Origin of the sequence: Citrobacter freundii complex sp. CFNIH4 (assembly GCF_002934505.1) — a bacterium.
In the GTDB taxonomy this organism is placed as follows: domain Bacteria; phylum Pseudomonadota; class Gammaproteobacteria; order Enterobacterales; family Enterobacteriaceae; genus Citrobacter; species Citrobacter freundii.
In genome coordinates, this window is the sequence record NZ_CP026231.1 from 2,467,719 (window position 1) to 2,482,626 (window position 14,908).

Consider the following 14,908-nt stretch of genomic DNA (forward strand, 5'->3'; position numbering starts at 1 on the left):
TTTCCTTTTAAAGCAAACTTACAGCATAAACGGTATTCAATCAGTACGCCTTGCTTTCATATTCCAGTTGTCGGGGCGTCAACTATTCGTTAAAGTCACGCCCCTTCTTCACTGGCATGGGGATTTTTACGGTGTTTATTGGTTTTGACTACGGTACGGCAAACTGTTCAGTGGCCGTTATGCGTGATGGGCAGCCCCACCTGCTCAAAATGGAAAATAACAGCACGCTGCTACCCTCAATGCTGTGTGCACCAACGCGCGAAGCGGTTAGCGAATGGCTGTATCGCCATCACGACGTTCCAACCACGGACGATGAAACACAGGCGCTGCTTCGCCGTGCGATGCGCTACAATCGCGAAGAGGACATCGACGTTAACGCCAACAGCGTGCAGTTCGGTCTGACATCGCTGGGTCAGTATATTGAAGACCCGGAAGAGGTGTACTTCGTTAAATCGCCAAAATCATTTTTGGGCGCCAGCGGTCTGAAGCCGCAGCAAGTTGCGCTGTTTGAAGATCTCGTCTGTGCAATGATGCTGCACATTCGCAACCAGGCGCAAAGCCAACTGCCGGAAGCTATCACTCAGGCCGTAATTGGTCGCCCCATCAACTTCCAGGGATTAGGCGGCGATAACGCCAACACCCAGGCGCAGGGGATTCTTGAACGTGCAGCCAAACGAGCCGGTTTTCAGGATGTCGTCTTCCAGTACGAGCCGGTAGCAGCGGGGCTGGATTACGAAGCCACACTGCAGGATGAGAAACGCGTGCTGGTGGTAGATATTGGCGGGGGTACGACCGACTGTTCACTACTGCTGATGGGGCCGCAATGGCATCAGCGCGCCGATCGCGAAAACAGCCTGCTGGGACACAGTGGCTGCCGTGTAGGCGGGAACGATCTGGATATCGCGCTGGCGTTTAAACACCTGATGCCGCTGCTAGGTATGGGCGGTGAGACTGAAAAAGGGATCGCCTTACCGATTCTCCCCTGGTGGAACGCGGTCGCGATCAACGATGTTCCCGCGCAAAGTGATTTCTACAGCAGCGCCAACGGTCGTTTACTGAACGATCTTGTCCGCGACGCGAAAGAAGCCGATAAAGTAGCCTTGCTGCTTAAAGTCTGGCGCGAGCGTCTGAGCTATCGCCTGGTGCGCAGCGCAGAAGAGAGCAAGATCGCGCTTTCCGACCAGACCATTGTAACGGCTGCGATACCGTTTATCAGCGACACGCTGGCAACCGATATTAGTCAACATGGATTGGAGGCCGCGCTCAATCAGCCCCTGGCGCGCATTCTGGAGCAGGTCAAACTGGCGCTGGACAACGCGCAGGAAAAACCGGACGTGATTTATCTGACCGGCGGCAGCGCGCGTTCACCGCTGATTAAAAAAGCCCTCGCCCAGCAGCTTCCTGGGATCCCTATCGCGGGTGGCGATGACTTCGGTTCTGTCACCGCCGGTCTGGCCCGCTGGGCTGACGTTGTTTTCCGCTAAGCCGCTCGCAAGCTGAAAGGTGTGCGTATTGACATCACCGTTGCTGTGACTTATTTTCAGGAGTGAGGGTTAGGGAAGGTTTCCCCTCCCCCTGGTGTCTTAGTAAGCCGGTAAGCTAATGACTAAGAGTATCACCAGTATGATGACGTACTTCATCATAACCCTTTCCTTATTTTGGCCCCTTCCTCGGGAGGGGCTTTCCCGTTCCAGCGTCCCGCTGAAATCTCTGGCTTACCTCCTTTTGCCTTGACCGCACTCTAACGCACAATGACGCATTCGCTATTTTCGCCGCAAATTGTTGCGTAACGCCTCGCAAAGCCGCGTCAGCATTCAGACGAATCCCGACAGTGTTTCATAATTCCTCCATTTTTCTCCCTTGTTCGCTGGCTAAACTAGTATCATTCCGCGAATCGTTTCAGGATGAGAAACTCATAACAATGAAAGGCAGTAATAAATCCCGCTGGGTGATAGCAATCGTGATCGTCGTGGCCGCCGTCGCCGCTATCTGGTTCTGGCAAAGCCACAGCGCTTCCCAGGAAACCGCACCGGGCGCTACCAAACCAGCGCAGCACACGCCTGGGTCGGCACGCCGTGGAATGCGCTCCGGACCGTTGGCTCCCGTGCAGGCTGCCACCGCCACCGAGGAAGCCGTTCCACGTTACCTGACAGGGCTGGGTACCATTACTGCCGCCAATACCGCCACGGTACGTAGCCGGGTGGACGGTCAGCTCATTGCCTTACACTTTGAGGAAGGACAACAGGTAAAAGCCGGCGACCTGCTGGCAGAGATAGATCCCAGCCAGTTCAAAGTCGCTCTGGCTCAGGCGCAGGGACAACTGGCAAAAGATAAAGCCACGCTGGCGAATGCCCGTCGCGATCTTGCCCGCTATCAACAGTTGGTTAAAACCAATCTGGTCTCCCGCCAGGAGCTGGATGCCCAGCAGGCGCTGGTCAATGAGACGTTAGGCACAATCAAAGCGGATGAAGCCAGTGTCGCCAGCGCTCAGTTGCAGCTCGACTGGAGTCGGATAACCGCACCTGTCGATGGTCGTGTCGGCCTGAAGCAGGTCGATGTCGGTAACCAAATTTCCAGCGGCGATACCACCGGGATCGTCGTCATTACGCAAACTCATCCCATCGACCTGATATTTACTTTGCCTGAAAACGACATTGCTACCGTGTTGCAGGCACAAAAATCGGGGCGCCAGCTGAAGGTCGAAGCCTGGGACCGAACCAATTCACAAAAACTGAGTGAAGGCGTCCTGCTCAGTCTCGACAATCAGATTGATGCCACTACAGGAACCATCAAAGTTAAAGCCCGTTTTAACAATCAGGATGATGCGTTATTCCCTAACCAGTTCGTCAACGCCCGCATGCTGGTCGACACGCAGCAAAATGCCGTTGTGATCCCAACAGCAGCCCTGCAGATGGGCAACGAAGGGCACTTTGTCTGGGTACTGAACAGCGACAATAAAGTCAGCAAGCATCTGGTTAAACCGGGTATTCAGGACAGCCAAAAAGTGGTGATCGCCGCTGGGTTGTCCGCAGGCGATCGGGTCGTTACTGACGGTATTGATCGTCTGACGGAAGGCGCAAAAGTCGAAGTCGTTGAGGCGCACGACGCCTCTGTTTCCGATGAGAAAACAGCGCCACGCGGATACGGCAAAAAAGGAGCCAACTCCTGATGCAGGTGTTACCTCCGGACAACACAGGCGGACCATCGCGCCTGTTCATTCTGCGCCCCGTCGCCACTACGCTGCTGATGGTCGCGATTTTGCTTGCCGGTATTATCGGTTATCGCTTCCTGCCAATCGCCGCCTTACCTGAAGTGGATTACCCCACGATTCAAGTCGTTACGCTCTACCCTGGCGCCAGCCCGGACGTCATGACCTCGGCGGTAACCGCGCCGCTTGAACGTCAGTTTGGCCAGATGTCTGGCTTAAAACAGATGTCATCACAAAGCTCCGGTGGCGCATCGGTCGTTACGTTACAGTTTCAACTGACACTCCCGCTGGATGTTGCCGAGCAAGAAGTTCAGGCCGCGATTAACGCCGCCACCAATTTATTACCCAGCGATCTACCTAACCCTCCGGTCTACAGCAAGGTAAACCCGGCAGATCCGCCGATCATGACGCTGGCGGTCACTTCCAGCGCCATGCCGATGACGCAGGTGGAAGATATGGTCGAAACCCGCGTCGCGCAGAAAATCTCTCAGGTATCCGGCGTGGGTCTGGTAACACTTTCCGGTGGGCAACGTCCGGCGGTCCGCGTGAAACTTAACGCTCAGGCCATTGCCGCACTCGGTCTTACCAGCGAAACCATCCGTACGGCCATTACCGGTGCCAACGTCAATTCAGCAAAAGGGAGTCTTGATGGCCCAACGCGCGCCGTTACCCTTTCAGCTAACGACCAGATGCAGTCCGCAGATGAATATCGTCAGCTCATTATTGCCTATAAAAACGGTGCGCCGGTTCGTCTGGGCGATGTTGCTACCGTCGAACAAGGAGCAGAAAACAGCTGGCTGGGTGCATGGGCAAATAAGCAACAAGCTATAGTGATGAATGTGCAGCGCCAGCCTGGGGCGAACATCATCGCCACGGCAGACAGTATCCGCCAGATGCTGCCACAGCTCACCGAAAGCCTGCCCAAATCGGTTAAGGTCAGCGTACTTTCCGATCGCACCACCAATATTCGTGCCTCTGTTGCAGACACCCAGTTCGAGTTGATGCTGGCGATAGCGCTGGTGGTGATGATTATCTACCTGTTTCTGCGCAATGTTCCGGCGACGATTATTCCTGCAGTCGCCGTACCGTTGTCGTTAATCGGCACCTTCGCGGTGATGGTATTTCTTGATTTCTCCATCAACAACCTGACCTTAATGGCGCTAACCATCGCGACAGGCTTTGTTGTGGATGACGCTATCGTGGTTATCGAGAATATTTCACGCTATATCGAAAAAGGCGAAAAACCGCTGACTGCTGCCCTGAAGGGCGCAGGCGAGATTGGTTTTACCATCATCTCTCTGACGTTTTCATTGATTGCGGTATTGATCCCACTGCTATTCATGGGCGATATCGTCGGGCGCTTGTTCCGTGAATTCGCCGTTACGCTGGCGGTGGCGATTCTGATTTCCGCCGTTGTCTCGCTCACTCTTACGCCGATGATGTGCGCGCGTATGCTGAATCAGGCCTCATTGCGTAAGCAGAATCGCTTCTCCCGCGCCTCAGAGCGAGTGTTTGATCGCGTCATCGCCGGGTACGGTCATTGGCTGGCAAAAGTACTTAACCACCCGTGGCTGACGCTGAGCGTAGCGCTCGGCACGTTGGCATTGAGCGTCATGCTATGGGTTTTTATCCCCAAAGGTTTCTTCCCAATCCAGGACAACGGCATTATCCAGGGTACGCTACAGGCACCGCAGTCCAGCTCATTCGCCAGCATGGCCGAGCGCCAGCGTCAGGTTTCAGATGTCATCCTTAAAGATCCGGCGGTAGAGAGCCTGACCGCTTTTGTCGGCGTGGATGGTACTAATCCGGCATTGAACAGCGCACGTTTGCAAATCAACCTTAAACCGCTGTATGAACGTGACGATCGGGTGCAGAAAGTGATTGCGCGCTTACAGGACGCGGTTGACAGGGTTCCCGGAGTTGACCTTTATCTTCAGCCTACTCAGGATCTGACGATTGATACTCAGGTGAGCCGGACGCAATATCAGTTCACGCTGCAAGCGACATCCCTTGATGCCCTCAGCACCTGGGTTCCACAGCTGATAGCAAAACTAAATCAGCTACCGCAACTGTCCGACGTCAGCAGCGACTGGCAGGACAAAGGGCTGGTAGCGTATGTGAACGTCAATCGCGACAGCGCAAGCCGTTTGGGCATCAGCATGTCAGATGTCGACAACGCCCTGTACAACGCCTTCGGCCAGCGTTTGATTTCGACTATTTACACCCAGGCAAATCAATATCGCGTGGTGTTAGAACATAACACCAACAATGCGCCGGGGCTTGCGGCACTGGATACAATACGTCTGACCAGTAGCGACGGTGGCATAGTACCGCTCAGCGCGATCGCCAGTATTGAACAGCGTTTTGCCCCGCTGTCGATTAACCACCTCGATCAGTTCCCGGTCACCACCATCTCGTTCAACGTGCCAGACGAACATTCGCTGGGTGATGCGGTACAGGCGATTCTGGACGCCGAAAAAACGCTTAACCTGCCCGCAAATATTACGACCCAGTTCCAGGGTAGCACGCTCGCCTTCCAGGCCGCGCTGGGAAATACCATCTGGTTGATTGTGGCTGCGGTTGTGGCGATGTATATCGTCCTCGGCGTGCTGTATGAGAGCTTTATTCACCCAATTACTATTCTCTCCACGCTGCCGACGGCGGGCGTCGGGGCACTGCTGGCGTTAATGATTGCCGGCAGCGAACTGGACGTCATCGCGATTATTGGCATTATTTTGCTCATCGGTATCGTCAAGAAAAACGCCATCATGATGATCGACTTTGCCCTTGCCGCGGAGCGCGAACAAGGCATGGCACCGCGCGATGCTATTTTCCAGGCCTGTCTGCTGCGTTTCCGCCCAATTCTGATGACTACGCTGGCGGCACTGCTCGGCGCGTTGCCGCTGATGTTAAGTACCGGTGTGGGCGCAGAGTTACGCCGTCCGTTAGGCATTGGCATGGTCGGTGGACTGCTTGTGAGTCAGGTATTAACCCTATTTACCACTCCGGTAATTTATCTGCTGTTTGACCGTCTGTCGCTGTATGTGAAAAGCCGTTTCCCGCGTCAGGAAGAGGAAGCGTAAATGAAATTTTTCGCGCTTTTCATTCATCGGCCGGTGGCGACCATTCTCATTTCGGTGGCTATCACCCTGTGCGGTATTCTGGGCTTTCGTCTGCTGCCGGTCGCTCCGCTGCCGCAGGTGGATTTTCCGGTGATTATGGTCAGCGCATCATTACCCGGTGCCTCCCCTGAAACGATGGCGTCTTCGGTCGCAACTCCGCTGGAGCGCTCGCTGGGCCGCATCGCGGGCGTAAACGAAATGACTTCGAGTAGTTCGCTTGGCAGTACGCGTATTATTCTCGAATTCAAATTCGACCGTGACATCAATGGCGCGGCGCGGGACGTTCAGGCCGCGATTAACGCCGCGCAAAGCCTGCTGCCCAGCGGGATGCCGAGCCGACCAACGTATCGCAAAGCTAACCCTTCCGATGCGCCAATCATGATCCTGACGCTGACGTCGGACACTTACTCGCAGGGGGAACTGTACGATTTCGCATCAACACAACTGGCGCAGACCATCGCGCAAATCGACGGTGTGGGCGACGTGGACGTTGGAGGCAGTTCTCTGCCTGCCGTGCGGGTAGGACTCAACCCGCAGGCGCTGTTTAACCAGGGCGTGTCACTGGACGACGTGCGTAGCGCGATCGACAATGCCAACGTGCGTAAGCCGCAGGGCGCTATCGAGAATGATACCCATCGCTGGCAGGTACAAACTAACGATGAGCTGAAAACCGCCGCCGATTATCAACCGATTATCATCCACTATAACAACGGCGCAGCGGTGCGACTGGGTGATGTTGCGTCTATAACCGACTCTGTACAGGACGTTCGTAACGCGGGGATGACCAACGCCAAACCGGCCATTCTGCTGATGATCCGCAAGCTGCCGGAAGCCAATATTATTCAGACTGTAGATAGCATTCGCGCCAAATTACCGGAGCTACAAACGCTGGTCCCGGCCGCCATCGATCTGCAAATCGCCCAGGACCGTTCACCGACCATTCGCGCTTCATTAGAGGAAGTTGAACAGACGCTGATTATCTCCGTGGCGCTGGTTATCCTGGTGGTCTTTGTTTTCCTGCGATCCGGGCATGCGACTCTGATCCCCGCGGTAGCGGTTCCGGTCTCGCTGATCGGTACCTTTGCCGCCATGTATCTGTGCGGATTCAGCCTGAACAACCTGTCGTTGATGGCGTTAACCATTGCCACGGGATTTGTCGTAGATGACGCCATCGTGGTGCTGGAAAATATTGCCCGCCACCTGGAAGCAGGAATGAAGCCACTCCAGGCGGCGTTACAGGGTACGCGCGAAGTGGGATTCACCGTGCTTTCCATGAGCCTGTCGCTGGTGGCGGTATTCCTGCCGCTGCTGTTAATGGGCGGATTGCCTGGACGCCTGCTGCGCGAATTTGCCGTCACGCTGTCGGTTGCCATCGGTATCTCGCTGCTGGTGTCGCTGACATTAACGCCAATGATGTGCGGCTGGATGCTTAAATCCAGCGCCCCGCGTGAACAGTCGCGTAAACGGGGATTTGGTCGCGTGCTGGTAGCGCTGCAGCAAAGCTACGGCACTTCACTTAAATGGGTACTGCGCCACACGCGACTGGTGGGCGTGGTATTACTCGGCACCATTGCGCTGAATATCTGGCTTTATATTTCCATCCCCAAAACCTTCTTCCCGGAGCAGGATACGGGCGTATTGATGGGAGGGATCCAGGCTGACCAGAGCATCTCTTTCCAGGCGATGCGCGGTAAACTGCAGGATTTTATGAAGATCATCCGCGACGATCCGGCGGTGAACAATGTCACCGGCTTTACCGGTGGGTCACGGGTTAACAGCGGGATGATGTTTATTACCCTCAAGCCACGCGATGAGCGCCGTGAAACCGCTCAGCAGGTGATCGACCGCCTGCGCGTTGCGCTTTCAAAAGAACCAGGTGCGAATCTGTTTCTGATGGCGGTGCAGGACATCCGCGTTGGCGGACGCCAGGCCAACGCCAGCTATCAATACACATTGCTGTCCGACGATCTGGCGGCGCTGCGTGAGTGGGAACCGAAGATCCGTAAGGCGCTTGCCGCCCTGCCCCAACTGGCGGACGTCAACTCCGATCAGCAGGACAATGGCGCGGAGATGAATCTGATTTACGATCGCGACACCATGTCTCGTCTTGGGATCGACGTGGCAGCCGCCAACAGCCTGCTGAATAACGCCTTTGGTCAGCGACAAATTTCAACCATCTATCAGCCGATGAACCAGTACAAAGTGGTGATGGAGGTCGATCGACGTTACACCCAGGACATCAGCGCACTGGACAAAATGTTCGTCATCAACAATGACGGTAAAGCGATCCCGTTATCGTACTTTGCCAAATGGCAGCCAGCGAATGCCCCACTGTCGGTAAACCATCAGGGATTATCTGCCGCCTCAACCGTGTCGTTTAACCTGCCGACAGGTTCTTCACTGTCAGAAGCGACAGAGGCCATCAACAGAACCATGACCCAGCTCGGCGTCCCCTCCACGGTTCGTGGCAGCTTTGCCGGTACCGCCCAGGTATTTCAGGACACTATGAACTCGCAGGTGATCCTGATTATCGCCGCCATCGCCACCGTCTATATCGTGCTGGGTATGCTGTATGAAAGCTATGTACATCCGCTGACCATTCTCTCCACGCTACCTTCGGCAGGGGTCGGGGCTTTGCTGGCGCTGGAGCTGTTCAATGCCCCATTCAGCCTAATCGCCCTGATAGGGATCATGCTATTAATTGGAATTGTGAAGAAAAACGCCATCATGATGGTCGATTTTGCACTGGAAGCGCAGAGAAACGGTAAGCTGCAGCCGGAAGAAGCTATTTTCCAGGCCTGCCTGTTGCGCTTTCGCCCAATCATGATGACCACGCTGGCGGCGTTATTTGGCGCACTGCCGTTAGTGTTATCCGCAGGGGATGGCTCTGAGCTGCGCCAGCCGTTGGGGATAACCATTGTCGGTGGGCTGGTCGTGAGCCAGCTCCTGACGCTGTACACCACGCCTGTGGTCTATCTCTTTTTCGACCGTCTGCGTCTGCGTTTTTCGCGTAAAAACAGCAAACCGGTAGCAGAGTTATGACAGAACTTCCCGACAGCACCCGCTGGCAACTTTGGATTGTGGCATTTGGTTTTTTTATGCAGTCGCTGGATACCACCATCGTTAATACCGCGCTTCCCTCGATGGCGGCAAGCCTCGGGGAAAGCCCGTTACACATGCATATGGTCATAGTGTCATATGTGCTAACCGTTGCCGTGATGCTGCCCGCCAGCGGATGGCTGGCGGACAAAGTTGGCGTGCGTAATATCTTCTTCACCGCCATTATCCTGTTTACGCTTGGTTCGCTGTTTTGCGCCGGGTCCAGCACGCTCAACGAGCTGGTGATGGCGCGCGTCTTACAAGGCGTTGGCGGTGCGATGATGGTGCCAGTCGGCAGGCTGACGGTGATGAAAATCGTCCCGCGTGAGCAATATATGGCGGCGATGACGTTTGTCACTTTACCCGGTCAAATCGGCCCGCTGCTGGGCCCAGCGTTAGGCGGAATTCTGGTTGAATACGCCTCCTGGCACTGGATCTTTTTGATTAACATTCCGGTAGGCATTGTCGGCGCGATAGCGACGTTAATGTTGATGCCCAACTACACCATGCAAACCCGACGCTTCGACCTCTCCGGATTCGCGATGCTGGCGGTCGGTATGGCGGTTCTGACGCTGGCGCTCGATGGCAGCAAAGGAACCGGACTCTCCAGTATCACGCTGGCGGCGTTGGTCATCTGCGGGGTGCTGGCTATTGCGCTGTATCTGAAACACGCCCATCGAAATCCCCGCGCGCTGTTTAGCCTGAATCTGTTTCGCACATCGACCTTCTCGCTAGGTCTGTTCGGCAGTTTTGCCGGACGCATCGGCAGCGGTATGCTGCCGTTTATGACGCCGGTGTTTTTACAGATTGGCCTCGGTTTTTCACCGTTTCATGCCGGACTGATGATGATCCCGATGGTGCTGGGCAGTATGGGCATGAAGCGCATTGTGGTGCAGGTCGTTAACCGCTTTGGTTACCGTCGCGTACTGATTACCACCACGCTTGGCCTGTCGCTGGTCAGTCTGTTGCTAATGACCACGGCACTGCTGGGCTGGTATTACGCCCTGCCCTTCGTGCTGTTTTTACAGGGAATGGTCAACTCAACGCGCTTTTCATCCATGAATACCCTGACATTAAAAGATCTGCCTGACGATCTCGCCAGCAGCGGCAACAGCTTGCTGTCGATGATCATGCAGCTGTCGATGAGTATCGGGGTGACCATCGCGGGCCTGCTGTTAGGCATGTTTGGCCAGCAGCATATCGCCATCGACAGCGGTAGTACGCATAGCGTCTTTATGTATACCTGGTTGTGCATTGCATTCATTATTGCGCTGCCCGCCATTATTTTTGCCCGCGTGCCGAACGACACGCAAACCAATGCGGTGATTTCACGACGCAAAAGGAGCATCTGATGAAGTTCTGGCGGCCCGGTATCACCGGCAAACTGTTTCTGGCGATTTTCGCCACCTGCATTGTGTTGCTGATCAGCATGCACTGGGCCGTACGCATAAGCTTCGAACGCGGTTTTATCGACTATATTAAGCACGGTAACGAACAGCGGCTGCAAATGCTCAGCGACGCGTTAAGCGAGCAGTACGCGCAGCACGGCAACTGGCGATTCTTACGCAATAACGATCGTTTCGTTTTCCAGATCCTGCGCTCTTTTGAACACGACAACGACGATGATAAACCGGGTCCAGGCATGCCGCCACACGGCTGGCGTACACAGTTTTGGGTTGTCGATCAAAATGCCCACGTACTGGTCGGCCCGCGGGCTCCTGTCCCCCGCGACGGTATGCGCCATCCCATCCGCGTCAACGGTAGCGAAGTGGGTGCTGTGATTGCCTCTCCGGTGGAGCGTTTAACGCGTAATACCGATATCAATTTCGACATGCAGCAAAGACGTTCCAGCTGGCTTATCGTCGCGCTCTCCACGATCCTGGCTGCGCTGGCAACGTTTACGCTGGCGCGCAGCCTGCTGGCCCCGGTTAAACGGTTGGTGGAAGGCACGCACAAACTGGCGGCGGGCGATTTCACCACTCGCGTTACGCCAACCAGTACGGATGAGCTAGGCAAGCTGGCGCAGGACTTCAACCAGCTCGCCAGTACGTTGGAAAAAAACCAGCAGATGCGTCGTGACTTTATGGCCGACATTTCTCACGAACTGCGCACGCCGTTGGCGGTGTTGCGCGGTGAACTGGAGGCCATTCAGGATGGTGTCCGCCAGTTCACGCCCGACTCCGTTGCCTCTTTGCAGGCTGAAGTGGGTACGCTCACCAAACTGGTTGACGACCTTCATCAGCTCTCCATGTCAGATGAAGGTGCGCTGGCCTATCAGAAATCATCGCTGGATCTTATCCCGCTGCTTGAGGTGGCAAGCGGCGCATTTCGTGAACGCTTTGCCAGTCGTGGACTAACGCTTCAACTCTCGCTCCCGGACAGCATGACGGTATTTGGCGACAGGGATCGTCTGATGCAGTTGTTCAACAATCTGCTGGAAAACAGTCTGCGTTATACCGACAGCGGTGGCGGGCTGCACATCAGCGCCGAACAACGCGAACGTATGGTGTTATTAACCTTCGCAGATTCCGCTCCCGGCGTAAGTGACGAGCAGTTACAGAAGCTGTTTGAACGATTTTATCGCACCGAAGGCTCGCGTAACCGCGCCAGCGGAGGTTCCGGACTGGGGCTGGCGATTTGCGTCAATATCGTACAAGCGCATAATGGTCTGATCCGCGCCGCCCATTCGCCTTTTGGTGGGGTTAGCATTACAGTAGAGTTACCGCTGGAACGCGATTTACAGAGAGATGTATGACTGAGTTACCCATTGATGAAAACACGCCGCGTATTCTGATCGTGGAAGACGAACCCAAGCTGGGGCAACTGCTCATCGACTACCTGCGGGCAGCGAGCTACGCTCCTACGCTCATCAGTCACGGCGACCTGGTTCTGCCTTACGTGCGCCAAACACCGCCCGACCTGATCTTGTTGGATCTGATGCTGCCCGGTACCGATGGTCTGACCCTGTGTCGGGAAATCCGCCGCTTCTCAGAAGTCCCCATCATGATGGTAACCGCTAAAATCGAAGAGATTGATCGCCTGCTGGGGCTGGAGATCGGTGCAGATGATTATATTTGTAAACCGTACAGCCCGCGCGAAGTCGTCGCGCGTGTTAAAACGATCCTGCGCCGATGCAAACCGCAGCGCGAACTACAACAAATGGATGCAGAAAGCCCGCTTATCGTCGATGAAGGCCGTTTTCAGGCCTCCTGGCGTGGGAAGATGCTCGATTTAACACCCGCTGAATTCCGCTTACTTAAAACGTTGTCACATGAGCCGGGAAAAGTATTCTCCCGAGAACAATTGCTTAACCATCTCTATGACGATTATCGCGTCGTTACCGACCGCACCATCGACAGCCATATTAAGAACCTGCGACGCAAGCTGGAGTCGCTGGATGCTGAGCAGTCGTTTATCCGCGCGGTCTATGGCGTGGGGTATCGCTGGGAAGCCGACGCCTGCCGAATTGCTTAAACACTCCTGCCCTTCAGGGCCCGCTGCTTCATGGGGCCCTGGTGACTAGCAACTCTCCAAATATCGCTCATACTCTTTCTGACAACACTGTCGTCAATAACTGTTTGATCTAAAACTTTTAATCAAGGAGTTCATATGGCTGGTTGGTTTGAATTAAGTAAGAGTAGCGATGATCAGTACCGCTTTGTTCTTAAAGCTGGGAACGGGGAAATAATCCTTACCAGTGAGCTTTACACTACCAAAAGCGCTGCGGAAAAAGGGATCGCATCTGTCCAGGCTAACAGCCCTCTGGATGAGCGTTATGAGAAAAAAACAGCGGCTAATGGAAAATTACATTTCAACCTGAAAGCTGCAAACCACCAGATTATTGGTAGCGGTCAACTGTATGCGAATGAACAGTCACGCGAGACCGGTATTACTTCGGTTAAGACCAATGGTGTCAGTCAGACGATAAAAGATAAGACCTGATAATTACTCGCTCAGCCGGGTAACGCAACGCTGTCGCCCGGCGTTTTTCTTTACCTGCCTTCCCTGCAGCGCTACAATGCCCGCCCTTAATATGGGGGCACTCCCCTAACCGCCTCATTGAGTGAGGCGAGTCTGACCTGTCATCAGAACGAGAAAATTATGTTTAAACCGGAACTCCTTTCCCCGGCGGGAACGCTGAAAAACATGCGTTACGCTTTCGCCTATGGCGCAGACGCTGTGTATGCGGGCCAACCGCGTTACTCACTGCGCGTACGCAACAACGAATTCAACCACGAAAACCTGCAGCTCGGTATTAATGAAGCCCATGAACTGGGTAAAAAATTCTATGTGGTGGTTAACATTGCCCCACATAATGCCAAGCTGAAGACCTTCATTCGTGATCTGAAACCGGTGGTGGAAATGGGGCCGGATGCACTGATCATGTCAGACCCTGGTCTGATTATGCTGGTGCGCGAAAACTTCCCTGACATGGACATTCACCTTTCGGTACAGGCTAACGCCGTAAACTGGGCGACGGTGAAGTTCTGGAAGCAGATGGGGCTGACCCGCGTGATCCTCTCCCGTGAGCTGTCGCTGGAAGAGATTGAAGAGATCCGCACCCAGGTGCCGGATATGGAGCTTGAGATCTTCGTTCACGGCGCGCTGTGCATGGCCTACTCCGGCCGTTGCCTGCTCTCTGGCTACATCAACAAGCGTGACCCAAACCAGGGTACCTGTACCAATGCCTGCCGCTGGGAATACAACGTGCAGGAAGGGAAAGAAGATGTAGTGGGCAATATCGTGCATAAGTACGAGCCTATCCCGGTACAAAACGTCGAACCCACGCTGGGTATTGGCGCACCAACAGACAAAGTCTTTATGATTGAGGAAGCCCAGCGCCCGGGTGAGTACATGACCGCATTCGAAGACGAACACGGCACTTACATCATGAACTCGAAGGATTTGCGTGCCATTGCCCACGTTGAGCGCCTGACGCAGATGGGCGTGCATTCCCTGAAGATCGAAGGCCGCACCAAGTCGTACTATTACTGTGCACGTACCGCGCAGGTCTATCGTAAAGCCATTGATGATGCCGCAGCCGGTAAACCGTTCGACCCGCAACTGCTGGAAACGCTGGAAGGCCTGGCGCATCGTGGTTACACCGAAGGGTTCCTGCGCCGCCATACACATGACGACTATCAAAACTACGAATACGGCTTCTCTGTTTCCGAGCGTCAGCAGTTTGTCGGCGAATTCACCGGCGAACGTAAAGGTGAACTGGCGGCCGTGCAGGTAAAAAACAAATTCACCGTCGGCGACAGCCTGGAGCTGATGACCCCACAGGGCAACATCAACTTTACTCTCGAGCAGATGGAAAACGCGAAAGGCGAAGCCATGCCAGTTGCGCCGGGCGATGGTTACACCGTGTGGATGCCTGTACCAGAGGATATCGATCTGAATTATGCATTGTTGATGCGTAATTTTGCCAGCGAGTCCACACGAAACCCGCATGCTAAGTAGTTAATTACGGTTATTT

At 54.7% G+C, this 14,908-nt stretch carries 10 protein-coding genes; 9 read left to right on the forward strand and 1 reads right to left on the reverse strand.

Annotated features, from left to right (window positions below; genetic code table 11):
- Positions 1–131 precede the first annotated feature (131 nt).
- Positions 132–1,484 carry a molecular chaperone gene (yegD, locus tag C2U41_RS12810; RefSeq protein WP_103848831.1) on the forward strand — a complete coding sequence of 451 codons (1,353 nt, stop codon included), beginning with the start codon at positions 132–134 and terminating at the stop codon, positions 1,482–1,484.
- A 99-nt stretch (positions 1,485–1,583) separates the two neighbouring features.
- On the opposite strand, the gene C2U41_RS29335 is transcribed toward yegD, so the two are convergent.
- Positions 1,584–1,643, reverse strand: a complete 60-nt coding sequence (locus tag C2U41_RS29335; protein WP_106672390.1) for a type I toxin-antitoxin system Ibs family toxin — start codon at positions 1,641–1,643, stop codon at positions 1,584–1,586.
- A gap of 278 nt (positions 1,644–1,921) precedes the next feature.
- On the opposite strand from C2U41_RS29335, the gene C2U41_RS12815 reads away from it, so the two are divergent.
- The 8 genes from C2U41_RS12815 to trhP all read left to right on the forward strand — a co-directional run bounded on the left by C2U41_RS12815 (position 1,922) and on the right by trhP (position 14,892).
- On the forward strand, positions 1,922–3,169 hold the full coding sequence (locus C2U41_RS12815; protein WP_103848832.1) for an MdtA/MuxA family multidrug efflux RND transporter periplasmic adaptor subunit: 1,248 nt from the start codon (positions 1,922–1,924) through the stop codon (positions 3,167–3,169).
- Entirely contained in the window at positions 3,169–6,291 is a 3,123-nt protein-coding gene (locus tag C2U41_RS12820) for an MdtB/MuxB family multidrug efflux RND transporter permease subunit (protein WP_103848833.1), read from the forward strand. Before C2U41_RS12815 ends, C2U41_RS12820 begins: the two co-directional genes overlap by 1 nt.
- On the forward strand, positions 6,292–9,372 hold the full coding sequence (gene mdtC / locus C2U41_RS12825; RefSeq protein ID WP_103848834.1) for a multidrug efflux RND transporter permease subunit MdtC: 3,081 nt from the start codon (positions 6,292–6,294) through the stop codon (positions 9,370–9,372).
- Complete coding sequence (locus C2U41_RS12830) at positions 9,369–10,781, forward strand: MFS transporter (protein ID WP_103848835.1); 1,413 nt, start codon at positions 9,369–9,371, stop codon at positions 10,779–10,781. Before mdtC ends, C2U41_RS12830 begins: the two co-directional genes overlap by 4 nt.
- Positions 10,781–12,184 carry a two-component system sensor histidine kinase BaeS gene (gene baeS, locus C2U41_RS12835; RefSeq protein WP_003841761.1) on the forward strand — a complete coding sequence of 468 codons (1,404 nt, stop codon included), beginning with the start codon at positions 10,781–10,783 and terminating at the stop codon, positions 12,182–12,184. Before C2U41_RS12830 ends, baeS begins: the two co-directional genes overlap by 1 nt.
- Positions 12,181–12,903 (forward strand): two-component system response regulator BaeR, encoded by a 723-nt coding sequence (baeR, locus tag C2U41_RS12840; RefSeq protein ID WP_003036797.1) that lies wholly within the window; start codon positions 12,181–12,183, stop codon positions 12,901–12,903. Before baeS ends, baeR begins: the two co-directional genes overlap by 4 nt.
- 135 nt (positions 12,904–13,038) lie before the next feature.
- Complete coding sequence (locus tag C2U41_RS12845) at positions 13,039–13,371, forward strand: YegP family protein (RefSeq protein ID WP_032936697.1); 333 nt, start codon at positions 13,039–13,041, stop codon at positions 13,369–13,371.
- 159 nt (positions 13,372–13,530) lie between these two features.
- The gene (gene trhP / locus C2U41_RS12850; RefSeq protein ID WP_044701894.1) at positions 13,531–14,892 is read left to right on the forward strand and encodes a prephenate-dependent tRNA uridine(34) hydroxylase TrhP; all 1,362 of its coding nucleotides are present in this window, start codon (positions 13,531–13,533) and stop codon (positions 14,890–14,892) included.
- The last annotated feature ends 16 nt before the right edge of the window (positions 14,893–14,908 follow it).

Excerpts from the sequence above, each read along its gene's own strand:
- C2U41_RS12815 (WP_103848832.1), top strand. The coding sequence starts at position 1,922 with ATGAAAGGCAGTAATAAATCCCGCTGGGTGATAGCAATCGTGATCGTC.
- C2U41_RS12820 (WP_103848833.1), top strand. The coding sequence starts at position 3,169 with ATGCAGGTGTTACCTCCGGACAACACAGGCGGACCATCGCGCCTGTTC.
- mdtC (WP_103848834.1), top strand. The coding sequence starts at position 6,292 with ATGAAATTTTTCGCGCTTTTCATTCATCGGCCGGTGGCGACCATTCTC.
- C2U41_RS12830 (WP_103848835.1), top strand. The coding sequence starts at position 9,369 with ATGACAGAACTTCCCGACAGCACCCGCTGGCAACTTTGGATTGTGGCA.
- baeS (WP_003841761.1), top strand. The coding sequence starts at position 10,781 with ATGAAGTTCTGGCGGCCCGGTATCACCGGCAAACTGTTTCTGGCGATT.
- baeR (WP_003036797.1), top strand. The coding sequence starts at position 12,181 with ATGACTGAGTTACCCATTGATGAAAACACGCCGCGTATTCTGATCGTG.
- C2U41_RS12845 (WP_032936697.1), top strand. The coding sequence starts at position 13,039 with ATGGCTGGTTGGTTTGAATTAAGTAAGAGTAGCGATGATCAGTACCGC.
- trhP (WP_044701894.1), top strand. The coding sequence starts at position 13,531 with ATGTTTAAACCGGAACTCCTTTCCCCGGCGGGAACGCTGAAAAACATG.